General features: G+C 73.0%; 23 protein-coding genes. 13 read left to right on the top strand and 10 right to left on the bottom strand.

The genetic code is table 11. The features are described from left to right. Nucleotides 1-13 precede the first annotated feature (13 nt). The 4 genes from ACWD11_RS13725 to ACWD11_RS13710 form a co-directional block, all read right to left on the bottom strand. On the bottom strand, nt 14-1,012 hold the full coding sequence (locus tag ACWD11_RS13725) for a glycosyltransferase (RefSeq protein ID WP_451283047.1): 999 nt from the start codon (nt 1,010-1,012) through the stop codon (nt 14-16). Continuing rightward, nucleotides 1,009-1,836 carry a glycosyltransferase family 2 protein gene (locus ACWD11_RS13720; RefSeq protein ID WP_451283045.1) on the bottom strand — a complete coding sequence of 276 codons (828 nt, stop codon included), beginning with the start codon at nt 1,834-1,836 and terminating at the stop codon, nt 1,009-1,011. The genes ACWD11_RS13725 and ACWD11_RS13720 overlap by 4 nt, the downstream gene beginning before the upstream one ends. 332 nt (nt 1,837-2,168) lie before the next feature. Further along, nucleotides 2,169-3,266 carry a GNAT family N-acetyltransferase gene (locus tag ACWD11_RS13715; protein WP_451283043.1) on the bottom strand — a complete coding sequence of 366 codons (1,098 nt, stop codon included), beginning with the start codon at nt 3,264-3,266 and terminating at the stop codon, nt 2,169-2,171. 1 nt (nt 3,267) lies between these two features. Further along, nucleotides 3,268-3,642, bottom strand: coding sequence for a hypothetical protein (locus ACWD11_RS13710; protein WP_451283041.1), 375 nt, complete (start codon nt 3,640-3,642; stop codon nt 3,268-3,270). Between the two features lie 221 nt (nt 3,643-3,863). Here ACWD11_RS13710 and ACWD11_RS13705 point away from each other — a divergent pair, with 221 nt between their 5' ends. After that, nucleotides 3,864-4,658 (top strand): SGNH/GDSL hydrolase family protein, encoded by a 795-nt coding sequence (locus ACWD11_RS13705; protein WP_389419450.1) that lies wholly within the window; start codon nt 3,864-3,866, stop codon nt 4,656-4,658. A 4-nt stretch (nt 4,659-4,662) separates the two neighbouring features. Here the strand turns inward: ACWD11_RS13705 and ACWD11_RS13700 are convergent, their stop codons facing one another. Then, entirely contained in the window at nt 4,663-6,273 is a 1,611-nt protein-coding gene (locus ACWD11_RS13700; protein ID WP_451283039.1) for a protein kinase domain-containing protein, read from the bottom strand. A 33-nt stretch (nt 6,274-6,306) separates the two neighbouring features. Further along, a complete protein-coding gene (locus tag ACWD11_RS13695; RefSeq protein ID WP_451283037.1) occupies nt 6,307-7,689 on the bottom strand; it encodes a nickel transporter in 1,383 nt (460 codons plus the stop codon). 275 nt (nt 7,690-7,964) lie between these two features. Between ACWD11_RS13695 and ACWD11_RS13690 the strand changes: the two genes are divergently transcribed. The 3 genes from ACWD11_RS13690 to ACWD11_RS13680 all read left to right on the top strand — a co-directional run bounded on the left by ACWD11_RS13690 (nt 7,965) and on the right by ACWD11_RS13680 (nt 9,688). Continuing rightward, complete coding sequence (locus ACWD11_RS13690; protein WP_389419447.1) at nt 7,965-8,507, top strand: sigma-70 family RNA polymerase sigma factor; 543 nt, start codon at nt 7,965-7,967, stop codon at nt 8,505-8,507. Beyond that, on the top strand, nt 8,504-9,292 hold the full coding sequence (locus tag ACWD11_RS13685) for an anti-sigma factor (protein ID WP_451283035.1): 789 nt from the start codon (nt 8,504-8,506) through the stop codon (nt 9,290-9,292). Before ACWD11_RS13690 ends, ACWD11_RS13685 begins: the two co-directional genes overlap by 4 nt. A gap of 126 nt (nt 9,293-9,418) precedes the next feature. Continuing rightward, a complete protein-coding gene (locus tag ACWD11_RS13680) occupies nt 9,419-9,688 on the top strand; it encodes a hypothetical protein (RefSeq protein ID WP_389419445.1) in 270 nt (89 codons plus the stop codon). 17 nt (nt 9,689-9,705) lie between these two features. On the opposite strand, the gene ACWD11_RS13675 is transcribed toward ACWD11_RS13680, so the two are convergent. From ACWD11_RS13675 to hmgA, 4 genes are read right to left on the bottom strand one after another with little or no spacing between them, the layout of a single operon-like run. Beyond that, complete coding sequence (locus ACWD11_RS13675; RefSeq protein ID WP_389419444.1) at nt 9,706-10,902, bottom strand: CaiB/BaiF CoA transferase family protein; 1,197 nt, start codon at nt 10,900-10,902, stop codon at nt 9,706-9,708. Nucleotides 10,903-10,946: 44 nt separating this feature from the next. Then, nucleotides 10,947-12,089 (bottom strand): type ISP restriction/modification enzyme, encoded by a 1,143-nt coding sequence (locus tag ACWD11_RS13670; RefSeq protein ID WP_451283033.1) that lies wholly within the window; start codon nt 12,087-12,089, stop codon nt 10,947-10,949. Between the two features lie 16 nt (nt 12,090-12,105). Further along, the gene (locus ACWD11_RS13665; protein WP_451283031.1) at nt 12,106-12,855 is read right to left on the bottom strand and encodes a GntR family transcriptional regulator; all 750 of its coding nucleotides are present in this window, start codon (nt 12,853-12,855) and stop codon (nt 12,106-12,108) included. A 27-nt stretch (nt 12,856-12,882) separates the two neighbouring features. Continuing rightward, nucleotides 12,883-14,199: a homogentisate 1,2-dioxygenase gene (gene hmgA, locus ACWD11_RS13660; RefSeq protein WP_451283029.1), complete on the bottom strand. Its 1,317-nt coding sequence runs from the start codon at nt 14,197-14,199 to the stop codon at nt 12,883-12,885. A 162-nt stretch (nt 14,200-14,361) separates the two neighbouring features. Between hmgA and ACWD11_RS13655 the strand changes: the two genes are divergently transcribed. The 9 genes from ACWD11_RS13655 to ACWD11_RS13615 all read left to right on the top strand — a co-directional run bounded on the left by ACWD11_RS13655 (nt 14,362) and on the right by ACWD11_RS13615 (nt 25,291). Beyond that, nucleotides 14,362-14,940, top strand: coding sequence for a hypothetical protein (locus ACWD11_RS13655; RefSeq protein WP_451283027.1), 579 nt, complete (start codon nt 14,362-14,364; stop codon nt 14,938-14,940). Beyond that, complete coding sequence (locus ACWD11_RS13650) at nt 14,937-15,554, top strand: TetR family transcriptional regulator (RefSeq protein WP_389419439.1); 618 nt, start codon at nt 14,937-14,939, stop codon at nt 15,552-15,554. Before ACWD11_RS13655 ends, ACWD11_RS13650 begins: the two co-directional genes overlap by 4 nt. A gap of 149 nt (nt 15,555-15,703) precedes the next feature. Continuing rightward, a complete protein-coding gene (locus ACWD11_RS13645) occupies nt 15,704-17,938 on the top strand; it encodes a molybdopterin oxidoreductase family protein (RefSeq protein WP_451283025.1) in 2,235 nt (744 codons plus the stop codon). 135 nt (nt 17,939-18,073) lie between these two features. After that, a complete protein-coding gene (locus ACWD11_RS13640; protein WP_451283023.1) occupies nt 18,074-19,462 on the top strand; it encodes a CitMHS family transporter in 1,389 nt (462 codons plus the stop codon). A 24-nt stretch (nt 19,463-19,486) separates the two neighbouring features. After that, a complete protein-coding gene (locus ACWD11_RS13635; RefSeq protein WP_389419436.1) occupies nt 19,487-20,743 on the top strand; it encodes an MFS transporter in 1,257 nt (418 codons plus the stop codon). Nucleotides 20,744-20,844: 101 nt separating this feature from the next. After that, complete coding sequence (locus ACWD11_RS13630) at nt 20,845-21,447, top strand: hypothetical protein (protein ID WP_389419435.1); 603 nt, start codon at nt 20,845-20,847, stop codon at nt 21,445-21,447. Beyond that, nucleotides 21,437-23,245, top strand: a complete 1,809-nt coding sequence (locus ACWD11_RS13625) for a class F sortase (RefSeq protein ID WP_451283021.1) — start codon at nt 21,437-21,439, stop codon at nt 23,243-23,245. Before ACWD11_RS13630 ends, ACWD11_RS13625 begins: the two co-directional genes overlap by 11 nt. Before the next feature lie 173 nt (nt 23,246-23,418). Continuing rightward, nucleotides 23,419-24,768 carry an ABC transporter ATP-binding protein gene (locus tag ACWD11_RS13620; protein WP_389419433.1) on the top strand — a complete coding sequence of 450 codons (1,350 nt, stop codon included), beginning with the start codon at nt 23,419-23,421 and terminating at the stop codon, nt 24,766-24,768. Between the two features lie 19 nt (nt 24,769-24,787). Further along, nucleotides 24,788-25,291 (top strand): DUF3574 domain-containing protein, encoded by a 504-nt coding sequence (locus ACWD11_RS13615; RefSeq protein WP_451283019.1) that lies wholly within the window; start codon nt 24,788-24,790, stop codon nt 25,289-25,291. The last annotated feature ends 110 nt before the right edge of the window (nt 25,292-25,401 follow it).

Raw genomic sequence — 25,401 nt, 5'->3', positions numbered from 1 at the left:
CGGAACACCTGGCTCACCCATCCCCGCCCCCTCGGTCGTCGCCGATCGGAGCCACCGAATACGTCACCGCACCCCGGCGCGCCCGCACGCTCCCGACGACATACCCACCGGCCGCGGTGAGCACCCCGGCGACGATCGCGCCCGCCCGGCGCGCACCCCCCGGCCGGGCCAGCACCGCGTCCCGCAGCCCGCGCACCACCCCGGCCGGCAGCACCCGGGTGGTGTACCGGCGCTCGGACTCCAGTCCCTTGTCCGCGCCGACACTGCGGGCCACCAGCGCCTTCGACAGGCCCTCGGCGTAGGCGCGGGTGCGGAAGTACCCGAAGTGCGCACGCGCCTCGGGCACCCGGTGGTGGATCACCGCGCGGTCGTCGATCAGCAGCACGGCGTCGGGCCTGGCCCGGCTGAGCCGGATGCACAGCTCCGTCTCCTCGCAGCCCAGCGGCCGTTTGTCGCCGTCGCGCCCGATACCGGTGGCGAAGCCGCCCGCCGCGTCGAACGCCGTACGCCGGAAGGAGGCGTTGCCGCCGAGGACGTTGCGGACCCGGACCCGCCCCGCCGGCAGGCCGCGGTAGGTGCAGCCGACCACCCAGTCGAACTCCTCGGGGAACCAGGCCGGCCGGCGGCCCGAGGCCCAGATCGGCTCGGTGCGTCCGCCGACCGCCATGACCCGCGGGTCGGCGTAGGCGGCGGCGAAGTGCCGGAGCCAGTCCCGCTCGGCCACGGCGTCGTCGTCGAGGAAGGCGATCACCTCGCCGCGGGAGGCGGCGATACCGGTGTTGCGGCCGGCGGACAGGCCGCGGGGACCCGCGTTGGCGAGCACCCGCACGTCGGTGGCTTCCTTGTACTCCTGGGCCAGGCGCTCCCGCAGCGGGTCGTTGTGGTCGACGACCAGCAGCGTCTCCAGCGCCGGGCGGGACTGCGCCCGCACCGAGGCGACCGCCGCGAGGATGTCCTCCCAGCGGTCCTCGGTGTAGACGCAGATCACCACGGAGATGCCGGGACCGCTCAAGACACCTCTCCCCGGACCGAGTCGAGCAGCACGGAGCGCTCGGTGCGGCGGCGCAGGGCCCGCCGGTTGGAGCGTTCTCTGAGGATCACGTTGAGCACCCGGAACCCGTCCCGCACGGCGCGCAGATTGCTGGTGCCGTGGATGCGCAGGTACTCGTGGCTGGGTATCTCCTGCACCTTCAGGCCCGCCTTGACCACCCGGATGTTCATCAGGGTCTCCACCTCGAAGCCGGTGCAGTCGAGGTCGATCTTGTCCAGGCAGTGCCGCCAGAAGGCGTTGTAGCCGTAGCACAGGTCGGTGTAGCGGGCGCCGAACTTGCGGTTGACGATCGTGCACAGCGCCCAGTTGCCGAGCTTGCGGACGAAGGTCATGTCGTCGGTGCCGCCGCCGTTGGCGAAGCGGGAGCCCTTGGCGAAGTCGGCGCCCGAGACCAGCGCCGAGACATAGCTGACGATCTCCTGCCCGTCGGCGGAGCCGTCCGCGTCGACCATCACGATGATGTCGCCGGAGCACGCCTCGAACCCGGTGATCAGGGCATCCCCCTTGCCCTTGCCCCGCTGCTCCACGACCTTCACGTCCGGCCACAGCGCGCGGGCCACCTCGACGGTGCCGTCGGTGGAGTTGCCGTCGACCAGCACCACTTCGTGGATCCAGTCCGGCAGGGTCTTGAAGACGTACGGAAGGTTCTCCGCCTCGTTCATGGCCGGGATCACCACGCTCACCGGCGGCGCTATCGCCAGATGCGAGGAGACGGGCCGGTAGGTCCGGGCCGTGCGGTATTCGTACGCGTCACCCGTAAGCGCCGGGCGCAGAACTGAGCTCATGAGTCTGGTCCCTCTCGTCCGGTGGACCGCCCGCCCCTGGGGGGCCCGGTTGTGTGTCCGGTTCGAAAGGGGGGTTATTACTGGCATAGCTCATCGGCTCCCGCGAAGCGGCAGCCGATTGCGCGGCACGCCTCGGTCACCCGTACTCGAAGTACGCCGACCGAGTGCGGCACCCCCCTACCGCGCCCCGCGCCGGCTGCCACCGCGGCCCTGAGCCCTCCCCTGGTCCGCTGAATGGTGGTCCGATGCGGGTGAGATGTACGACGATATTGACGATTGCGCCTGTATGGCAAGACCAGGAACGAGGCCTCACGTTTTTGACGGTTTATCCGTTACAACCGACCTGACCTGATCTTTCCCACCTTCTTGAGCAGCCGGTCGGCGGGCTCGAACAGCTCCGGCCGGGACACCACGACATTGCGCAGGGCCCGTACCGGGGCACGTCGTGCCCGGTGTCCGAACGCCACCAGATGACGTCGCGTCACCCATCCCTCGGCCACGCTCAGTTCACGCGACTTCAGGGAGTCCTTGTATTCCTTCCGGCCCCGGCCGAGGTCCAGCTGGGCGATGCCGTCCGCGGCGGCCGCCTCGGCCATCCGCAGGTGCAGCACCAGACCGGGGGAGTACTTCGAGAACGCCGGGTCGTACGCCGGGAACCAGCAGGCCAGCACCCGCTCGCTGCGCAGCCCGAAGTGCGCCGCGATCGGCTTGTCCCCGGCGTACAGCACCGACAGGACCCCGGCGAACGACTCGGTGCGGGTGTGGAACAGCTGCTCCACCAGGCGGGTGATCCAGTCCTGGGCGAACCGGTCGCTGCGCCCGGTCCTGCGGTACTGCGCCGACTTCCAGCCCATCAGGGTGCGCAGCGCGGCCGGGTCCCGCTCGTCGTGCACATACCGCACGCCCGGGTGGTCGCGCCCCAGCCTGCGCTCCTTGGCGAGCGTGGTCCGGGTGAACTTCGGTGCCCGCTCGCGGAGTTCGCGGAGATACGCCTCGTACCCCTGCTCCACGTCCATGACCGGTGACGGGAAGGATCCGGTGGCCCCGGCGCGGAACGCCGGCTGGCCCTCGACGAGGTGGTCGAACTCCCAGACCGCGAGCCCGCAGGCGCGCATCAGTTCCCTGGCGTCCCAGGTGAACCCGGGCCGGTGCACCACGCCCTGGGCGTCGGAGACCCCGAGCCCGATGGCCCGGCCCACTCCGCCGGCCGTGCGCTGGTAGGCGAAGTACGCGGCGGGCTCGCCGGACTCCCGTACGACGGCGATCCGCACGCCGGAGCGGCAGCGGCCGACGGCCAGCGCGAACTCGGGTGACAGGAACGGGTTCGCCAGCTCGGGCGAGCCGTGCAGATGGGCCTTGGACTGCATCGCCGTCCACGCCGTCCGGTCAGCGGCCGTCAGCTCGCCGGGACGGTACACGCTGATGTCCACGTCAGGGATTCCGCCTTCTTTCCGTACGGCCGCGCAGCCGCCGCGCCAGAACCAGCAGGAAGAGCAGGGAGCTCAGCGCGGTCACGGTCACGATGCCGCCGGTGGCCGACCACTGGTGCAGGGCCAGCATCCCCTGGGCCACCAGCATGTTGACGACGACCGCGCCCGCCAGGGAGGCGAGCGTCCGGCCGAAGGGGTCGAGCCCGCGCAGGGCGGCGGCGATGGCCGCGGCCGGTGCCGCGAGCAGGAAGAACAGCGTGAGCGGGCCGCGCAGCGGGGAATCGCTGTCGGCCAGCGCGAGCAGCGCTCCGGCCGCCCCCACGGCCGTCGCGGCGCCCGCCAGCAGCGGCGCCAGGTCCTCAGGTCCCGGTCGCACACGCTGAACGCCGTCCGATGAAGATGTCTTCAGCCTGAACGTCTGCATTGGCGACTTTGCCCCCCGAAGCGCCGGATGCCGGACTTCAATGTGGCGCAGGCCCGCGACGGCGTCAAGACGGCGAGGGGGGCGCACAACTGAATTGTTGACATGCACACTTCCCGTCAACACGCGTAGCTGCTACCACAGTTATGGCAGAGATCCTGCTAAAGGGAGGTTCCATGAGACGTTCCCGAATCGCCGCTTACGTCAGCTCACTCCTCCTCGCCGTCGGCGCCGTGCTCACCGGCGCCGGCCCGGCCCAGGCAGCCCCCGGCCCGTACGTGGCCCTCGGCGACTCCTACGCCTCGGGCGTAGGCGCCGGGAGCTACATCAGCTCCAGCGGTGACTGCAAGCGCAGCACGAAGGCCCACCCCTACCTCTGGGCGGCCGCCAACTCACCCTCGTCGTTCGCCTTCACCGCCTGCGCGGGCGCTCGAACGGGTGATGTTCTGGCCAACCAGCTGGGCCCGCTCAGCTCCAGCACCGCCCTGGTCTCCATCAGCGTGGGCGGCAACGACGCCGGGTTCGCCGACGTCATGACGACCTGTGTGCTCCAGTCCGACAGTGCCTGCATCTCCCGCATCAACACCGCCAAGGCGTACGTCGACTCCACGCTCCCCGGCAAGCTCGACAGCGTCTACTCGGCGATCCGCGCCAAGGCCCCGTCCGCCCGGGTGGTCGTGCTCGGCTACCCCCGCTTCTACCAGCTCGGCCAGGCCTGCCTCGGCCTGTCGGAGACCAAGCGCAAGGCCATCAACGACGCGGCCGACTACCTGGACGCCGCCGTCGCCCGCCGCGCCGCCGCGTACTCCTTCACGTTCGGCGACGTCCGCCCCACCTTCACCGGCCATGAGATCTGCTCCGGCAGCTCCTGGCTGCACAGTGTCAACTGGCTCAACATCGGCGACTCGTACCACCCGACCGCGGCCGGCCAGTCCGGCGGCTATCTGCCGGTCCTCAACCGCACGGCCTGATCCTTCAGTCGCTCGGTGAGGGTGCAGGGGAGACCCCGTCCGTCGGGGTCTCCGTCACACAGGTCACCGAGAAGGGCACCGGTTCCGACGTCGTCTCCACCGGGTCCCGCACCTCGACACTGATCTCGTTCTCGAACGTACCGCTGTCCGAGTCTTCGGCGGATGTCGTCACGAACGCGCGGTCCTCCTTGGTGCGGGAGCCGCCCTCGGGGAACGACAGCGTCTTCCAGCCCTGGTCCATCACCTCGCCGTCCCGCGACACCCAGCGATAGCTGACCTCCGCGGGCAGCCGGCCCACCGTGAACGTCGCCGTGAAGGCCGGGGCCTCGGCCTCCGGCGGCGGGCAGGCACCCTCGTACTCCGTGTGCGACCCGGCCAGGGAGACCTCCACCGACTGCGGCGGCGGGCTCGACTCCGTCCGCGTCTCGCTCGGCGTCGGCTCCGGGGTGCTGTCGTCCTCCGACTCGGACGGTGTCGGCTCCGGCTCCGTCTCCGCCTGGCTGGTGGTGCCGCTCCCGGCGCGGTCGCCGTCCTTCTCGCCGTTCAGCAGCGCGTACATCAGACCGGCCAGCGCCAGCGCGAGCGCCGCGAGACCGGCGACCAGGACGACGGCGGCACGGCGGCTGCGGGCGGGGCGCTCCTCGGCGGTGGGGTGGGCGGGAGCGGTGGCCGTCGCGGAGTAGGGCAGGGGCGGGGTCGGCGACGGCGGCCGCTGCCCGGCGGGGGTCGGGGCGTACGGCGACGCCCGGACCGTCCCCGCCCGCGGGGTCCCGCCCGCGCCGACGATCCGCAGTTCCTGCTCCGCCCGCTCCGCCGGCAGCCGCTCGGCGGGGTCCTTGCGCAGCAGCCCTTCGATCACGGGCGCGAGCGGACCGGCCCGGCGCGGCACCGGCAACTCCTCGTCGACGATCGCGCGCAGGGTGGAGAGCGGGGTGTCCTGGCGGAACGGGGAGTTGCCCTCGACGGCCGCGTACAGCAGCACGCCGAGCGACCACAGGTCGGACTCCGGTCCCGGCCTGCGCCCCAGCGCCCGCTCCGGGGCGAGGAACTCGGGCGAGCCGATCACCTCACCGGTCATCGTCAGCGCGGAACTGCCCTCCACCGTGGCGATCCCGAAGTCGGTGAGCACCACGCGGCCGTCGTTCGACAGCAGGACGTTGGCCGGCTTCACGTCCCGGTGCAGCACCCCGGCCTCGTGCGCGGCCCGCAGCGCCGCCAGCACCTCGGCCCCGATGTGCGCCGCGCGCTGCGGGGCCAACGGGCCCTCGGCGTCCAGGAGTTCGGCCAGCGAGATACCGCGGACCAGCTCCATCACGATCCACGGCCGGCCGTCCTGCACGGCCACGTCGTACACCGTCACCACATTCCGGTTCGCGACCCGGGCCGCGGCCCACGCCTCGCGCTCCAGACGGGCGTACAGCCGCTCCACATCGGCGGTCGGCAGACCGTGCGGGGCCCGCACCTCCTTGACGGCGACCTCGCGGTGCAGCACCTCGTCCCGGGCGCGCCAGACCGTCCCCATGCCGCCCTCGCCGAGGGGGGACAGGAGACGGTAGCGGCCCGCGATCACTCGTTCACTGCCCGGTGCGTCGGACACGGGCGCCCCCATTCGCATGCGCGCGAAATCACCTTTTCCTCACAAAGTAGCTCAACCGAGTGCGGATGCCGCCCCCTTGCACACCAATCCGACCCCAAGAGCTACGACGACCACCGCGGATACCAGCGGTGCGGTACGGCGGACCAGGGCCGCCGACGGACGGGCGGCCCAGCGCGGGCGCCGCTCCAGCGTCCCGCTCGCCCCGGCTCCCAGGCGCACCACGGCGAACCCCGCGGCGCCGAGGGTGAGCGCGAGCCCGACGCCGTACGCCACCACGAGCAGCAGCCCGAACCAGGCGTGCCCGAGCGCCGCGGCCCCGACCAGGATCACGACGGCCGAGGGACTGGGCACGAGCCCTCCGGCGAACCCGAGGAGGATCGTGCCGCGCACGGTCGGGGCGGTGGCGTGGGTGTGCGTATGACCCCCGTGGCTGTGGACGTGGGTGTGGGTGCCCGGGTGGGCGTGCTGGTGGGTGTGCGCGCCGACCAGGACGGGCGTGCGCGCGGGCACGTGCGCCGAGGCGTGCGGGTGCCGGTGGCTCCGGCCGCGCCAGGCCCGCCGTACGAGCGTCGCGCCCGCGGCGGTGACCAGGGCGCCGCCGGCGATGCCCAGCCAGGCGATCACGGCCGGTGCCGCGGTGGACCCCGCGGTGATCAGCAGCCCCAGAGCGACCACGCCCAGCGTGTGGGTGACCGTCACCGAGGCGGCGAGCGGCAGGACGTCCTTCAGCCGGGCGCGTCCACCGCGGGCCGCGGCCACCGCCGCCATGAGCGTCTTGCCGTGGCCCGGAGCGAGGGCGTGCAGGGCGCCGAGACCGACCGCGACGCACAGGGCGAGGGCGGCGAAGCCGACGGTGAGGTCGTGGCGGGCCACCAGGGAGTCCAGGGCCCGCGTCCAGCGGTCGGCGCCGCGCGGCAGCACCGAGGCGGCGGGCGCGTCCCGCTCCTCCCCGGCCGGCGCGGGACCGCCCGGCCGCACGCTCAGGGAGGCGGCCCGGGTGTCGGCGGGGGAGGACAGCAACTCCTGCGGATAGTCGCTGAGTTCGCGGGAGAGTGACTCCTCGGGTACGTCGGAGGCGGTGAGCGTCATCCGGTCGCCGCGCGCGGTGACCTCCCGCCAGCCGGGCCCCGACCCGGCACCGGCGGCCCGGAAGTCCAGCGCGAGGCTGTCGGCATCGGGCAGCGGAGCCGACAGCACGCACTCGACCCGGAGCGTGTCGAGCCCGGCCTGTCCGGGCCCCCGGCGGGCGTGACCGGTCTCCACGGTGAGGGCGACGCTCCGGCCGTCGACGGTGAGGGCGCTGTCCCGGGCTGCGGTGGCGCACGTGAAGTTGCCGAGGGGGTGCGCGCTCGCGGACGGGGAACCGGCCAGCACCAGCGCGCCGACAGCCGTGAGCAGGGCCGCGCCGGAGGCGACCGTTCGACGGAGGGTCACTCGCCCGCCTCCAGGTTGAGGGTCGCGGCACTCGCGCGTCCCGCGCCGCTCCTGGAGATTGGTGTCATGCCGTCCGTCCTCGGTTCAGCTTCTCTGACGCACCGGGATTCGGAGTGGGGCGCCGGGCGGATTGGTCCGCGCCGAAACTGATCCGGCGCCCCGCCGACCCGCGTTTTCGGCCCTCCGATCCGTAACCCCATCCGGAGGTGGGTGCGTTGCGAATACCTCGTGGGACGGGACGGCCGAGATGCGGTCTCGCGGGAGGGGGAGGCGAGTTGGAGGCGGACGAGCTGCTGATGCTGGTGGCCCGCGGCGACCAGCGGGCCTTCGAGGAGCTGTACGGGATCGTGTCGGGGCCGGTGTTCGGTCTGGTGCGGCGGGTCGTGCGGGACCCGGCGCAGTCGGAGGAGGTGGCGCAGGAGGTGCTGCTGGAGACGTGGCGGTCCGCGGGACGGTTCGACCCCGGCCGGGGCAGCGCCCTGGCGTGGATCCTCACCCTCGCCCATCGCCGGGCCGTGGACCGGGTGCGCAGCGCCCGCGCGGCCGGCGAACGCGAGCAGCGCGAGGCACGGCGGTCCCATCACCCCGCCTTCGACCAGGTGTCCGAGGAGGTCGAGGCCGGCCTGGAGCGCGAATGGGTGCGCCGCTGCCTCGACCGGCTCACCGCCCTGCAACGGCAGTCCGTCACCCTCGCCTACTACGACGGCTACACCTACCGGGAGGTCGCCGAACGGCTCTCCCTGCCGCTGGGCACGGTCAAGACCCGGATGCGGGACGGCCTGACCCGGCTGCGCGAGTGCCTCGGAGGTGCCGCATGAGCCTCTTCGGCCGTGAGCACCTCCACTCCCTCGCCGCCCCCTACGCCCTCGACGCCCTGGAACCGGGGGAGCGCGTGCGCTTCGAGAAGCACCTGGCCACGTGCGCGCGCTGCGCCGCCGACGTACGGACCCTGACCGAGGACGCGGTACGGCTGGCCTGGTCGACGGCCGCGCCGCCGCCGGCCGCGCTGCGCGAACGGGTCCTGGCCGCCGTACGGACGACCGCTCAGGAGCCCGTGCGGGCGCGGGAGCCGCAGTTGCCGCCGCGTGTGTGGGGGACGCGGCCGCCGCCGGGCCGGGTGCGGGAGCGGCGGCCGCTGTTCGTGCCGTTCGCCACCGCCACGGCCGCCGCTGCCCTCGTCGTCGCCTCCTTGTTCGCCGTGCAGGCGAACCGGCAGCAGGAGCAGCTGGACGCCGAGCGGGCGCAGGCGCGTGAGATCGCCCACGTTCTCGCCGCCCCCGACGCGCGCGCGAGCACCGGGCGGGACGCCGAGGGCCGGAGCATCGGGGTGATCGCTTCCGTGTCGGAGGGGAGCGCGGTCGTCACCCTCGGCGGCTACGCCGACCTTCCGGGCGACCGGGTGCGCCAACTGTGGCTCATGCGCCCGGGCGCGCAACCGCGCTCCCTCGGGCTCTTCGACGGCAACACGCCCTTGGTCGCGTCCGGCCTCGACACCTCCGCCACGTCACTGGCTGTGACCGTCGAGCCGGACGGGGGATCGCCGCAGCCCACTACACAGCCGGTTGTCCAACTCGCCCTGAAATCGGTTGGATTCGGAGAGTAATCACGGACGAGTCGTCAACACCCTTACGGGGAAGGTGAATCCTGTGACCGCGATACACGAGTGCCCCGAGGGGGCGATAGGGTTACCCTGCCCGGGCCGGGTGGACTCGTACGGGTGGGGAGTGACATGGATCAGATAACAGTGCGCAGCAGGGCCAGGGTCCCTGCGATCACCTGCGGGAGCAGCGCGACCAGTTCGCGCCTCGACCGCCATCTCTCGGTGCTGGGTGGCCCTGCCGTACCGCAGCGGGAGGCGGCCGAGGCGACCCTGCTGATGCGTGAGCTGACCGCCCGTGAGCCCGTGCGTCAGCAGAGCGACCGGCGGGCGCGGGTCCGTCGCGTCTCGCTCTTCGCGCCGCTGCGCCGACTGCGCCGCTCGCTGTTCGGCGGCCACTAGGCGTTCGCGCCCCGCGCTCAGGCGGCCACACCGTCCCGGCGCAGCGCTGCGATCTCGTCGTCCGTCATTCCCACGGCGCGCAGCAGCTCCTCGGTGTGCTCCCCGAGCGCGGGCACGTCCCCCATGCGTGCCGCGTCCCCGCCCGGCAGCGTGATGGGCGGCAGCAGTGCCCGGAGCGGTCCCACCGGCGAGCCCACCTCCCGCCACCGCTCCCGGGCCGCCAGCTGCGGATGGTCCGCCACCTCGTGCAGATCCCTCAACCGCGCACACGCCAGACCCGCCCCCTCCAGGCGCGCCAGCGCCTCGTCCGTGCCGAGCGCGCCCAGCGCCTGCCCGACCAGCTCGTCCGTGCGCTCCCGGTGCGCCACCCGCGCCGCGTTCGTGGCGAAGGCCGGGTCGGTGGCCAACTCCGGGCGCTCCAACACCTGTTCAGCCAGTCGCCGCCACTCCCGGTCGTTCTGCACCGACAGCAGCACCCGGCCCCCGTCCGCCGTCGGATAGGCGTCGTAGGGCGCGATGACGGCGTGCGCGAGGCCGGTGCGCGCCGGTGCCGTGCCGCCGTGCAGCGCGTGGTGCAGCGGATGCCCCATCCACTCCGCCAGCGACTCCAGCATCGACACCTCCACCGGGCCGCCCCGCCCGGTCACGCCCCTGCGCACCAGCGCCGCGAGCACCCCGGAGAAGGCGTACATGGCCGCCGCGATGTCCGCCGCCGGGATCCCCGCCTTCACCGGCTGCCCCGGCGTCCCGGTCACCGACACCAGGCCCGCCTCGCACTGCACGAGCATGTCGTAGGCCCGCTTGTCCGCGTACGGGCCGTCGGCGCCGTACCCCGAGATGTCCACGGCGATCAGCCGCGGATGCGCGGCGCACAGCGTGGCCGCGTCCAGGCCGAGCCGGGCGGCGGCGCCCTGGGCGAGGTTCTGCACGAAGACGTCCGCGTCGCGCACGAGGCGCCGTACGACGTCCAGGCCGCGGGGGTCCTTCAGGTCCACGGCGAGGGACTCCTTGCCGCGGTTGCACCACACGAAGTGCGAGGCGAGCCCGCGGGCCGCGGTGTCGTAGCCGCGCGCGAAGTCGCCGCCGTCGATCCGCTCGACCTTGATCACCCGAGCGCCGAGATCGGCGAGCTGCCGGGTGGCGAAGGGGGCCGAGACGGCCTGTTCGACGGCGACGACGGTGATCCCGGCGAGGGGCAGCGGCTGCGGTTCCATGCGGGCGATCATGCCCGGTGGGGGCTGGTCGGCGCCATGGGCCGCTAGATCAGCGCGAGCTGCCCCTCGGGGCCCTCTTCGGGGCCGTCCAGTACCGAGGCCGGGCGGCGTGCTGCGTCCGGTACCGGGAGCACGCCCGCCTCGCGCAGCTCGGTCGCGGTGATCCGGGACGCCAACTCCTCCTCGAAAGGCCGGAGTTCGGCCAGCAGCGCGAGGATGGTGATCAGCTCCAGCAGCTCCGACGTCCACACTTGCGGCCAGGTCGGCGGGCGGATCGCCGCCAGGGTGCCCGGCTGCGCCGCCTCGGCCGTACGGACCGTGAACCACCGTTCCAGCACGCGGACGCCGTCCGCCTCGTAGTCCCAGGCCTCCGGCGGCACCGGGGAGATGCGGCCCTCGTCCAGGTGCAGGGCCTCCTCCTCGCGGTCGTAGACGAGGGTCAGCGGGCGGGAGGGCAGCGGGGCGCGGACGTACGGGCGGCGCCCGCCGGGGAGTCTGGGGCGGTCGCCGTCGCGGCGCATCAGCCACAGGAGACGGTGGCCCGACTCCACGCCCCGCGCCCAGAGCCCGGGGTCGTCGGGGAGGGGGACCGTGAGGTCCGGGCGGGCCGCCGTGAGGGTCCAGGCCAGGAGGTCGGCGGGGGTCGGGGACAGGCCCAGGCGGGTCGCCAGGTGGTCCAGCAGGCCCGGGGCCAGGTTGGGTTCCGTGCCGCCGGGGCGGCGGTACAGGGGGCGGATCCGGCCCGGGCGCAGCAGGGGGAGGAGGGCGGTGGCGAGGAGCCGGCCGGGGGTCTCGACCAGGAACGTCTGGTGGTCGTCCGCCACCCGCCACAACTCCGGCCGGGCCGCGTCGATCAGCCGGTGGTCCGGGATCAGCCACTGCTCGTCGAAGGGCGCGCACAGCACCCGCACCGGCTCCGGGCACGGCCCCGAGGCACGGAGCAGCTTCTCCGTACCGCCCGGGTGGCCCGGCAGTTGAGCCACCGCCGAGTGCAGGGTGCGGGAGCGCGTCGGCTCCAGCAGCGCTTCCCGGTCGGGGCCCTCGGCCTTGACGAAGGCGTCCCAGCGGGCCTTCAGACAGGCCGCGTCGGGGCCCGTCGGCCACCCCCGCCCCAGCCGCAGCGGTGCGACGGACCACGGCATGAGGTCCGCCAGCGGCGGCGCGTCGTCGTGCGTCACGCTGGGCATCGTACGACGTGGCCGATTACGTCGCGTCGAGGGTCACCGTGAACGAGAAACGGTCACCCCGGTAGTTGATGACCGCCACATCCAGCACCCGGCCGCCCGAATCGTACGTAATGCCCGTGTAGTGCAAGATCGGGCTCAGCAACGGCACTTCCAGCAGCCGGGCCGTCTCCGGCTCCGCCAGCCGCGCCTCCACCGTGTCCGTGATACGGCTGATGTCCGCCCCGACCACATCCCGCAGCACCTTCGTCATCGGCCAGCGCGCCAGGTCCGCCGGATCGATACGGGCGGCGAGTTCGGGGCGGACGTAGTTGCGGGCGTGATTGGTCGGCTCGCCCGTCTTCTCGTCGCTGCGCAGCCGGTGGTACGTCCCGACCTCGCCCGGATCCGGGAAGTACTCGGCGAGTTCGGCGGGGACCGGCCCCTTGCCGTGGTCCAGCATCCGGGTCGTCATCCCCGACTGCTGGGCCACGATCGCGTCCACCGACCCCAGCAGCCGCACCGGCGCGCCCCGCTGCACATGCGGTTCGATGAACGTGCCCCGGCGCCGGTGCCGGGAGATCAGCCCCTCGTCCTCCAGCTCCTTCAGCGCCTGCCGCATGGTCAGCACGCTCACGCCGTAGTGCCCCGCCAATTGCTCCTCGGTGGGCAGGCGCAGCGGGTCCTGGGGCCGGCGGCCGAGGATCGAGGCGCGCAGCGACTGCGACACCTGGTACCACAGCGGCAGCTTGCGGTTCAGGACGATGGAGTCCGGGGCGAAGGAGGTCACGTGGCCATCCGTACCGGCATGAGTTGATCAGTGCAAGGGGCGGAAGTGGCGTTCGAGACCCTGCCACACGTCGTCGTAGCGCCGCTGCAGGTGCTCCGCCTCGGCCGCATGCGCGGTCAGGGTCACCGGCCACCGGGTCTCGAACATGAACGCGAGCCCGTCGTCGATCTTCTGCGGCGTCAGCTCGGCGGCGCTCGCCCGGTCGAAGGTCTCCCGGTCCGGGCCGTGCGCCGACATCATGTTGTGCAGCGACCCCCCGCCCGGCACGAAGCCCTCCGCCTTGGCGTCGTAGGCGCCCTCGATCAGGCCCATGTACTCGCTCATCACGTTCCGGTGGAAGTACGGCGGCCGGAAGGTGTCCTCGCCCACCAGCCAGCGCGGCGCGAACACCACGAAGTCGACGCCGGCGAGACCGGGGGTGTCGCTCGGCGACGTCAGCACCGTGAAGATCGACGGGTCCGGGTGGTCGTACGAGATCGTCCCGATGACGTTGAAGCGGCGCAGGTCGTACACGTAGGGCACGTGGTTGCCGTGCCAGGCGACCACGTCGAGCGGGGAGTGGCGGTACGTCGCCCGCCAGAGGTTGCCGCAGAACTTGTTCACGACCTCCACCGGGCCCTCGACGTCCTCGTACGCGGCGACGGGCGCCCGGAAGTCACGGGCGTTGGCGAGGCCGTTGGCGCCGATCGGGCCGAGGTCGGGGAGCTGGAAGGGGGCGCCGTAGTTCTCGCAGACGTAGCCGCGCGCGGTGCCGTCCAGCAGCTCGACCCGGAAGCGCACCCCGCGCGGGATCAGCGCCACATGCCCCGGCTCGGCGTGCAGCAGCCCGAACTCGGTGCGCAGCAGCAGCCCGCCACGCTCCGGGACGATCAGCAGCTCGCCGTCGGAGTCGCTGAGGACGCGGTCCATCGAGGCGTTGGCGCTGTAGAGGTGCACGGCCATGCCGGTGCGCTGGGTCGCGTCGCCGTTGCCGCCGAGGGTCCACAGGCCGGCCAGGAAGTCGGTCCCGGGAGCGGGTTCCGGCAGCGGGTTCCAGCGCAGCCGGTTCGGATCGGGCACCGACTCCGTGAAGGGCGCGGTGCGCACCGGGCCGTTGTCCATGCGGGTGAACGCCGGGTGGGCCGCCGAGGGGCGGATCCGGTACAGCCACGAGCGGCGGTTGTGGGCCCGCGGCTCGGTGAACGCCGAACCGCTCAGCTGCTCCGCGTACAGCCCGAGTGGCGCGCGCTGCGGTGAGTTGCGGCCCTCGGGCAGGGCGCCGGGCACCGCCTCGGAGCCGTGTTCATTGCCGAATCCCTGGAGATACGACAGCCCCTCCGCGGTCTTCCGCGCGTCCCCGCTCATGATCGCTCCCTCGCCCTCAGTAATCCTATGCATCACCGTAGGATTGTGGCTCGGCGGACGCAAGAGGGGGACGGGTGGTACCCGGGTTCTCCTCATCAGGGACGACCGGAACCAGACCTCAGGGGGATCCGGGTTGTCGGACCGGTGTTCTACGCTCCGGGCATGTCGTGGACGCGGGCGCTGCTCGCCGCGCTCGCGGTCTGTGTCCTGCTGCTGACCGGATCCGTGGGCTGCGGCTCCAGTGGCACACAGGAACAGAAGAATGGCGAGTCGCCCTCGCCGGTCGGTGAGCTGCTCGACGACGCCGACGAGGAGGGCCGGCTCTACCGCGAGGTGGACGGGGACCAGGCGCCCGAGGTCGGCGTCGAGGTGCAGCCCAACGCCGACGAGAGCTGGGACGTGCGGCTGACCGTCCGCGACTTCCGCTTCTCGCCCGCCGGCACCAAGGAGGTGCCGGTCGCCGGACAGGGCCTGGCGCACCTCTATCTCGACGGCCGCCTGATCGCCAAGGTGCGCACCCCCGAGTACCGCCTCCCGGTCCACCTCGTCCCGCGCGGCACGCACCACGTCACCGCCCGGCTCTACGCGGACGACGGCACGGTGTGGGCGGTGGACGGGGAGCCGATCGAGAGCACGGCCGACATCACGGCCTCCGGAGCGGAGCCGGGACTGAGTGCAGGGGCCACCGGGGTCCGTACAGGAGGGCAAGGTTCACCGGACCGAGCCGGAAAGGCATCATGAAGCCCGTGCCCCACGCGACCTCGCTCCGCCGCGCGCCCGTCCAGCGACGCAGTGCCGAACGGCTCACCAGAATCCTCGACGCCTGCGCCGGACTCCTCGACGAGGTCGGCTACGACGGCCTGAGCACCCGCGCGGTCGCCCAGCGCGCCGGCGTCCCCATCGGCTCGGTCTACCGCTTCTTCGGCAACAAGCGCCAGATGGCCGACGCCCTCGCCCAGCGCAACCTCGACCGCTACGCCGACCGCGTCACCGAGCGCCTGGCGGGCGTCGGCGTCCGCGACTGGCGGACGGCCATGGACGTCGTACTCGACGAGTACCTGCTGATGAAACGCACCGCCCCCGGCTTCGCCCTGGTCGACTTCGGCAACCAGATACCGGTCGGCGCCCGCCGCGCGGAACCCAACCACCGAGTCGCCGACCGCCTCACCGACCTGCTGTCCGACTACCTCGACCGCACCCCCGACGAGGACCTGCGCCGCGTCTTCCTGGTCGCCGTGGAAACGGCCGACACCCTGGTCCACCTCGCCTTCCGGGTCGCCCCCGAGGGGGACGAACGGATCATCGGCGAGGCGAGGGAGCTGCTGCGGGCGTATCTGGCGAGGGTTCTGGACTGATCGGGGGGCGTGCCGCTGCCGGGGCTTCCCCGGGCTTCCCCGGGCGGGGTCTGCTCGACTGACCTCCACCAGCCCCTCCCCAGCATCCCTACCGGTCGGTATGCTCGCTCTCACGTCCGTGCGCCGCCGTCGCCGCCCCAGGAGGACCCGTGTCCCGCACCGCTCTGCGCATCTGTCCGCTGTGCGAGGCCACCTGTGGCCTGACGCTCACCGTCGAGGGAAGCCGGGTCACCGGGGCCCGGGGGGACCGGGACGATGTGTTCAGCCAGGGGTTCATCTGCCCGAAGGGGGCCTCCTTCGGGGCCGTCGACGGGGATCCGGACCGCCTCACCGGGCCCCTCGTGCGCAAGGACGGCGTCCTGCGCGAGGCCACCTGGGAGGAGGCCTTCGACGCCGTAGCCGCGGGGATCCGGTCCGTCGTGGAGCGGTACGGGCCGCACTCCGTCGGGATCGTCCTCGGCAACCCCAACGTCCACACCATGGCCGGCGGCCTCTACCCGCCCCTCCTGATCGGCGCCCTCGGCACCCACAGCCTGTTCACCGCGTCCACCGTCGACCAGATGCCCAAGCACGTGTCGAGCGGCCTGCTCTTCGGCGACGCCAACGCCATCCCCGTGCCCGACCTCGACCGCACCGACCATCTCCTCCTCATCGGCGCCAACCCCCTGGAGTCCAACGGGAGTCTGTGCACCGCCCCCGACTTCCCCGGCCGGCTCAAGGCCCTCAAGGCCCGCGGCGGCACCCTCACCGTCATCGACCCGCGCCGCACCCGTACGGCCAGGCTCGCCGACCGGCACATCGCCGTCCGCCCCGGCACCGACGCGCTGCTCCTCGCCGCCATGGCGTCCGTGCTGTTCGAGGAAGGGCTCGTGCGTACGGGGGAGTTGACTCCCCATCTTGAGGGGGTTGGCGAACTCCAGGAGGCGGTAAGGGACTTCACTCCCGACGCCGTCGCGGACGCCTGTGACGTCGACGCCGACACGATCCGCACGCTCGCCCGCGAACTCGCCGCCGCGCCGACCGCCGCCGTCTACGGCCGCATCGGCAGCTGTACGGTCGCCCACGGCACGCTGGCCAGCTGGCTCGTGGACGTCCTCAACATCCTCACCGGCAACCTCGACCGGCCCGGCGGCGCCCTCTTCCCGCAGGCGGCCACCGACCGCACGCTCCGCCCCGCCGGCCCCGGCCACGGCTTCCAGCTCGCCCGCTGGCACTCCCGGGTGAGCCAGTACCCGGAGGCCAAGGGGGAGTTGCCGATCTCCGCCCTCGCCGAGGAGATCGACACCCCGACCGAGCAGGGCGAGCCCGTCCGGGCGCTCGTCGCCATCGCCGCGAACCCGGTGCTCTCCACCCCCGACGGCGACCGGCTCGACAAGGCGCTGGACTCCCTGGACTTCATGGTCAGCGTCGACCCGTACCTCAACGAGACCTCGCGCCACGCCACGGTCGTGCTGCCGCCGCCCCCGCCCTCCCAGAGCCCGCACCACGACTTCGCGTTCAACACCCTCGCCGTGCGCAACCAGGTCCGCTACACCCGGGCCGCCGTCCCGCTGGAGCCCGGCCGCATGGCCGAGACGGAGATCATGGCCCGGCTGGTCCTCGCCGCGAGCGGGATGCACGGCGCCGACCCGGCCGCCGTCGACCAGCTGGTCCTCGACCAGACGCTCGGCAAGGCGGTCAAGGAGCCGCACTCGCCGGTCCACGGCCGCGATCCGCGCGAGCTGCAAACCCAGCTCAGCGGTGACTCGGGACCCGAGCGGCGGCTCGACATGATGCTCCGCCTCGGCCCCTACGGCGACGGCTTCGGCGCCCGGCCCGACGGGCTGAGCCTCGACAAGCTGCTGGCGCATCCGCACGGCATCGACCTCGGCCCGCTCCGGCCCCGGCTGCCGCAGCCGCTGAAGACCAGGAGCGGGAAGGTCGAGCTGCTGCCCCGGCCGATCGCCGACGACCTGCCCCGGCTCAGGCAGGCCCTGCGGCGCCGCCCCGACGACGGCCTCGTCCTCGTCGGCCGCCGCCATCTGCGCTCCAACAACAGCTGGATGCACAACGTGCCCGCCCTCACCGGCGGCAGCAACCGCTGCACCCTGCACATCCATCCCGACGACGCCGAACGGCTCGGCGTGCGGGACGGGGCGGACGTACGGCTGAAGGGGACCGGGGGAGAGGTCACCGCGCCCGCCGAGGTCACCGAGGCCGTGCGTCCCGGCGTGGTCAGCCTGCCGCACGGCTGGGGGCACGACCGGCCCGGGACCCGGCTGAGCCACGCGCGCAAGGAGCCCGGAGCCAACGTCAACCAGCTCCTCGACGGCAGCCTGCTCGACCCGCTGTCGGGCAACGCCGTCCTCAACGGATTCCCCGTCCAGCTCACCCCGGTGACCTGAGCAAAGCCCTGACCTGGAGTTTTGCGCTTATTGCTCGCACGTCAACGTCTTGTTAACGCGGTTTGCAGAGACCTAACGTCGTCGCACCGCCGGCCCTGGTGGGATGTTCAAGGGCGAACGTTAGGTATCCATTTCATGCTGACCATCCTCGGCTTCGCCATGATCGCGACCTTCCTGGTCCTGATCATGATGAAGAAGATGTCGCCGATCGCGGCGCTCGTGCTGATCCCGGCACTGTTCTGCGTCTTCGTCGGGAAGGGCGCCCACCTCGGTGACTACGTCATCGACGGCGTCACCAGCCTCGCCCCCACCGCGGCGATGCTCATGTTCGCGATCGTCTACTTCGGGCTGATGATCGACGTCGGCCTCTTCGACCCGGTCGTGCGCGGGATCCTGAAGTTCGCGAAGGCCGACCCGATGCGGATCGTCGTCGGTACGGTCGTCCTCGCGGCGATCGTCTCCCTCGACGGCGACGGCTCGACCACCTTCATGATCACGGTCTCGGCGATGTACCCGCTGTACAAGCGCCTGAAGATGAGCCTGGTGGTGCTGACCGGTGTCGCCGCCATGGCCAACGGCGTGATGAACACCCTGCCCTGGGGCGGCCCCACCGCCCGCGCCGCCACCGCGCTGAAGCTGGACGCCAGCGACATCTTCGTGCCCATGATCCCGGCGCTCCTGGTCGGCCTGCTCTTCGTGTTCGCCCTCTCGTACGTGCTCGGTCTGCGCGAGCGCAAGCGGCTCGGCGTGCTCACGCTGGACGAGGTGCTGGTCGAGGAGAAGGAGACCGAGACCGTGCTGGTCGGCGCGGGCTCCGGCCAGGGCACGCTGCCCACCGGCGCCCCCGGCCCCGGCACCGGCGCGGACGCCGAGGACGACGGCTTCCAGGGCCTCGACCCGAACCGGGCCACCCTGCGCCCGAGGCTCTACTGGTTCAACGCGCTGCTCACGGTCGTGCTCCTGACCGCCATGATCCTGGAGTGGCTGCCCATCCCGGTACTGTTCCTGCTCGGCGCCGCGCTGGCCCTCACCGTCAACTTCCCCCGCATCCCCGACCAGCGGGCCCGGCTCGCCGCCCACGCCGACAACGTCCTCAACGTCTCCGGCATGGTCTTCGCCGCCGCCGTCTTCACCGGCGTCCTCCAGGGCACCGGCATGGTCGGCAGCATGGCCACCTGGATGGTGGACGTCATCCCCGAGGGCATGGGCCCGCACATGGCCCTGGTGACCGGCCTGCTGAGCCTCCCGCTGACCTACTTCATGTCGAACGACGGCTTCTACTTCGGCGTCCTGCCCGTCCTCGCCGAGGCCGGTGCCGCGCACGGCGTCACGCCGCTGGAGATGGCCCGCGCCTCGCTGGTCGGCCAGCCGCTGCACATGTCGAGCCCGCTCGTCCCGGCCGTGTACGTCCTGGTCGGCATGGCCAAGGTCGAGTTCGGCGACCACACGAGGTTCGTGGTCAAGTGGGCCGCGGCCACCTGCCTCGTCATCCTCGGCGCGGGCATCCTCTTCGGCATCATCTGACCTACGGCCAAGGAGACTTCAATCATGGCGCCCGGTGGGAACCGCGGCTGGCTGCTCCGCCTCGTCATCGCCTTCAGCTTCGCGCAAGGGGCGGTGTCGATGGCCCGGCCCGCCGTCTCCTACCGGGCCCTGGCGCTGGGCGCCGACGAGCGGGCCGTCGGCGTCATCGCCGGGGTGTACGCGCTGCTCCCGCTGTTCGCCGCCGTCCCCCTCGGCCGCCGTACCGACCACGGCCGCTGCGCGCCCCTGCTGCCGGCCGGCGTGGTCCTGATCGCGGGCGGCTGCGCGCTGAGCGGACTGGCCGACTCGCTGGGGACGATGGCCCTGTGGAGCGGGGTGATGGGCCTCGGGCACCTCTCCTTCGTGATCGGCGCCCAGTCCCTGGTCGCCCGCCAGTCCGCCCCGCACGAACAGGACCGCAACTTCGGGCACTTCACCATCGGCGCCTCCCTCGGCCAGCTCGTCGGCCCGATCGCGGCGGGTGCGCTGATCGGCGGCCGGGACATGGCGGGCACCAGCGCGCTCGCGCTGCTCGTCGCGGGCGCGGGGGCGGCGGTCGCGCTCACCTCCCTGTGGCGCATCGAGGAGCGCCGTACGACGCCCAAGTCCCGTACGCGGCAAGGCGACCGGGTTCCCGTCCACCGCATCCTGCGCAGCCGGGGCGTGCCCGCCGGCATCCTGATCAGCCTGTCGGTGCTGTCCGCGACCGACGTCCTCACCGCCTACCTGCCGGTGGTCGGCGAACACCGGGGCATCGCCCCCTCGGTGATCGGACTGCTGCTGAGCCTGCGCGCCGCGGCCACCATCGCCTGCCGGCTGGTGCTGACGCCGCTGCTCCGGCTGCTCGGCCGCGCCGCCCTGCTGACGGTCACCTGTCTGCTGGCGGCCGTCCTGTGCGCGGGTGTCGCGCTGCCGGTGCCGGTGTGGGCGCTGGCCCTGATCCTCACCGCGCTCGGGTTCTGCCTCGGTGTCGGCCAGCCGCTCTCCATGACGACGGTCGTCCAGGCCGCCCCCGACGGCGCCCGCTCCACCGCCCTCGCCCTGCGGCTCACCGGCAACCGCCTCGGCCAGGTCGCCGCGCCCGCCACGGCGGGCCTGGTCGCGGGCGTCGCCGGAGTGGCGGCGCCGTTCGTGATGCTGGGCGCGCTGCTGCTGGCGTCGGCGGGGGTTGCCGCGCGGTCGCGGGGGGACGGGAAGGGTGAGCGCGGGGAGGGCGAGCGCGGGGAGGGCGCCTCGCCCCGCCGGTCCCGGGCGGCTGTGAGCCGTAAGAGGGATGACTGACGGGTCGTAGGGCGCGGCTTCGTCCCTTGATGCGCGAGATGTGACAAAGAGTCAGGTGCAGCGTGACTTGTACGACAATCATCTGACTCGGAGGACTGCGCATGCCCACCACGTCTCTGCCACGCCGCGCCGGAGCGCGCGCCGCCGCCCTCGCGGCCCTGACCCTCGCCGGGACGGCCGTAGGAGCCCCCGCCGCCCTTGCCCAGCCGGACATCGGGGACATCAAGATCCACAAGGTGGGCACCCCCCTCGACGACCAGCGCGACGAACCCCAGGTCTGCGACTTCTACCTCGCCGCGTTGAACTTCGCCCCCGGCGAGGTGGTCACCTGGACCGTCAAAACCCAGCCTCCGATTACGGGCGGCGGCCAGCTGCCCAACGCGTCGTACCCCGATAACACGGTCACCGTCGGGCAGACCCGCAGCGCGCAGACCATCCCGCTCGCTCTGCCCAACGGGCAGTACAAGCTCACCTGGAAGACCAACCTCGGTCACGGTGTGGGCAAGGAGAAGCTGTTCAACGTCAACTGCCCCGTGTCCAAGCCCACGGCGCCCCCCGTGCCGAACGGCGGTCCGCCGGCCGGTGGCGGCGGCATGGCGCGCGACGACGCCTTCGCCCCGGTCGCCGGCGCCGCCGCCGTGGGCCTGGCCGCGGTGAGCGGGGTGGTGTGGTTCCGACTCCGTCGCCGCCCGCATGGAGCGTAAGCGCTCCGCTGGGAGAGCCGGAGGCCGGGCCGGGGGTAGGAATGCCGGTACCGGGGCCAGGGGTGCCGGGGCCAGGAGTGGCGGTGCCGGGGCCGGGGGTGCTCAGGCCAGGAGTGGCGGTACCGGGGCCGGGAGAGCCGGGGCTGGGGCTGGGAGAGCCGGGGGCGGGGGTGCCGGTACCGGGGCCGGGGGTGCCGGGACCGGTGGGCGGTCGGGTGCGGCGCGGCCGTCGCGGTCGGCCGCATCCCACCGCGGAGCGGCACCCCGGCGCGGCCCCGCGCCCCTCGCGGGCGCCGGGCCGCGGGCCACCGCGCCGCGTCCGCCGGGACGCGGGCGCGGGCGCAAACCCTGGTTCCGGACGCGCGCCTACCGCCTGACGAGAACGGTCGCGTTGGCCGTCTCGCTGGTGGCGGGCGTCGCCTGGTGGGGCCAGGGCGAGGGGCCCGGCGGGACGGTGGCGGGCGGCGCGGCCGAGGCCGCCCGGCCGGGTTCCTTGCCGGGCTCCGGCGCGGCGCTGGTATCCGGTTCGTCGGCGGTCTCCGGTTCGTCGTCGGGCTCTGGTGCGCACCCGGATTCTGGTACGCAGTCGGGCTCTGGTTCGTCGTCGGGTCTCGGGGCGCGGGCGGGTGCCGGTGCGGTACCGGGCTCTGGTGCGCAGGCGGGTGCCGGTGCGGCAGCGGGCTCCGGTGCGCGGCCGGGCGCCGGGGATCGGACCGACGCGCGGGGTGCACCGCAGCAGCGACCCCAGGGGGCCGGTCAGCAGGGGGCGCCCTTGCAGCACCCGCTGGGGACCGACCCCAACGGGGTGGCGCGGCGCCCGGAGGGGACCCACGGGGGCGGGGCAGGCGCCCGGCAGCCGGAGGGGGCCGACCCGCGTGGGGCGGCCCGCCCCCCGGCAGGAGCCGACCCGCGTGGGACCACCCCTCGGCACCCCGCGGGAAGCGACCCGCGTGGGACCGCCCCACACCCGGGAGGGGCCGATCCGCGTGGCGCGGCCTCCCGGCACCCCGCGGGGAGCGACCCGCGCGGGACGGCGCCGCATCCATCAGGAGCGAACCCGCGTGACACGGGCCGCCTCCCGTCAGGAGCCAACCCACGTGACGTAGCCCGCCCCCCGGCAGGGGCCAACCCGCGTGACACAAGCCGCCCCCCAGCAGGGACCACCCCCCGCAACACGGCCCGCCCCCCGGCGGGGAGCGACCCGCGGAGTGGGGCGTCCCGGCCGTCGGTCGATCCGCGTCGCTCGGCCGCTCCGGCCTCGCCGGGGCCCAAGGCGAAGGCCGCCCCCCGCCCCCGGCCCGCGGTCCGGCCGCTCCCGCGCTCCCGGGCGACCCGCCTGTCCATCGGCTACCTCGACATCGACGCCCCGGTCATGGACCTGCGCCTGGACCGTCAGCACCGGCTGCCCGCACCCCCCGACGACGACCCCAACCTGGTCGGCTGGTACGCCGACGGGCCGTCGCCCGGCGAACAGGGCACCGCCGTCGCCGTGGGGCACCTCGACACCGACACCGGCCCCGCCGTCTTCTCCGGACTCACCGAACTGCGCCGCGGACGCACGGTCGAGATCCGGCGCGCCGACGGACGGACCGCCGTCTACGCCGTCGACGCGATCAAGTCGTACGAGAAGGACCGTTTCCCCAGCAGCGAGGTGTACGGCGCCCGCAGCCGCCCCGAGCTGCGGCTGATCACCTGCGGCGGGAACTACGACCGCAAGACCGGCTATTCGGGCAACGTGGTCGTCTTCGCCCACCTGGTGAAGGTCCGCGAGGCCCCGGCCGCCCCCGCCCGGCGCTGAATTCGGCCGTCCGCTTTCTCACTTGCTGGACGGCCACGTCCGATCCCGCCCATTCTCTTCCCCCGGCCGCCTACATTCCGTTAACTTCCGTGACCCACAGGCCCCGTACGACCCGCACGGGGTGTCAAGCCGCGGAGTACCAGGGCCGCACGTAGCCCCCGGGGGCACCCCTCATGACACGCGCCATCTCTCTGCACGACGTGAGCAAGAGTTACACCAAGGGCGTCCGCGTGGTGGACCGGCTCACGTTGGACATCGAGCCCGGCGAGTTCCTCGTCCTGCTCGGCCCCTCCGGCTGCGGCAAGTCGACGGTGCTACGAATGATCGCCGGACTCGAGGAGATCGACGAGGGCGAGCTGCGGCTCGACGGCGAATGGGCCAACGACCTGCCCCCGTCCGGCCGGGACATGGCGATGGTCTTCCAGAACTTCGCCCTCTACCCCAGCATGACCAGCCGCGACAACATCGGCTTCCCGCTGCGCATCGAGACTCCCGGCGAGGACCCCCGCCCCCGGGTGGACGCCACCGCCCGCATGCTCGGCATCGAGGACCTGCTCGACCGGCTGCCCGCCCAGCTCTCGGGCGGCGAACGCCAGCGCGTCGCCATGGGCCGGGCCATCGCCCGCCACCCCTCCGCCTTCCTGATGGACGAGCCCTTGTCCAATCTGGACGCCAAGCTCCGCAACCATCTGCGCGCCGAGATCACCAAGCTCACCCGTGAGCTGGGCGTCACCACGGTCTACGTCACCCATGACCAGGGCGAGGCCATGTCGCTCGGCGACCGGGTCGCCGTCCTGCGCGGCGGGGTGCTCCAGCAGATCGGCACCCCGCGCGAGGTCTACGCCCTGCCCCGCAATGTCTTCGTGGCCGCCTTCATCGGCATCCCGCGCATCAACCTGCTGCGCGGAGTCGTCCGCGCCCCGCTCGACGGGGCGATGACCATCAGCCTCGGCAAGCAGTTTCTGCGGTTGCCCGAACCCCTCTCCCAGGACCACCAGTTGCTCCGGGTCCAGCAGGGCCGCGAGGTCATCGTGGGCCTGCGCTCGGAGTCCGTACGGATCGCCAAGCCGGCGGAGGCCCGGCCGGGGGAGGTGCTGATCACCGGGCTGGTGGAGCATGTCGAGTTCCAGGGACACGAGGTGCTCGTGCACTTCAACACCGGGTCCCGCCCGGCCGTCGTGCCCGAGCTGGAGGCCCCGCGACCGCTGGGACGCGTACGGCGGCGCAGGCGGGACGGCGGCACGGTGCTGAACCGGCTCCGGGAGCGGGCGGGCGCGCTGCGGGCCGGGCCGGTGGTGGTGCTGGAGGACCCGCGTGACACCCGCCCCGAACGCCCGTCCGAGCCCGTCCCGCCCGAGGGCCGGCTGCCCGGCGACCTGATCGTCCGCACCACCCCCGACATCGACCTCCGGCACGGCATGCAGGTGCCGCTGCTGGTCGACATCGCCCACCTGTTCGTCTTCGACCAGCACGGCGAACGGATCTGCCCGGCACCGGCGCGGCTGCCGGACCTGGAGGAGTAGCGGCCGTAAGGGATGGGGCATGAAACTCCCCATGACACCCACCCCGCAGCCCGCCGCGAAGCCCACCCCGAAGACCGCCGTGACCCGCGGCCGCGCCGTCCTGGTGACCGCCGGCCTCCTGCTCGCCATGGCCGCCCCCACCGCGTACGCCACCCTCGACGACGGCGAGACCACCGCCGTCCCGCAGCGGGGCGAGCCCTACGTGGAGAGCAGGCTCCTGTTCGGCACCGAGCGCCCGGGCGGCGGCCCGGCCGTCACCGACGAACAGTTCATGAACTTCGTCGACGAGGAGGTCACCCCCGACTTCCCGGACGGCCTCACCGTCCAGACCGGCCGCGGCCAGTGGCGGGACGCGAGCGGCACGATCGAGAAGGAGCGGTCGTACGAGCTGATCCTGCTGTATCCGGTCGAGGCGGCGCGGACCAGTGACCGCAAGATCGAGGAGATCCGCCGGGCCTACGAGAAGGAGTTCGGGCAGGAGTCGGTGGCCAGGGTGGACGACCGGGCACGGGTCGACTTCTGAGCTCCTTCGGGGCAGGGTGAGCCGTGCCACGGCGGCAGCCCTGGTGCCGTAAAACTATCGGCGCTAGTTTAGGGGCGGTTCGCTGACGCCGGTAAGGGGCGCGGGGAACT

Source organism: Streptomyces sp. NPDC002776, assembly GCF_053592195.1.
This window is presented reverse-complemented; position numbering and strand designations above follow the sequence as displayed.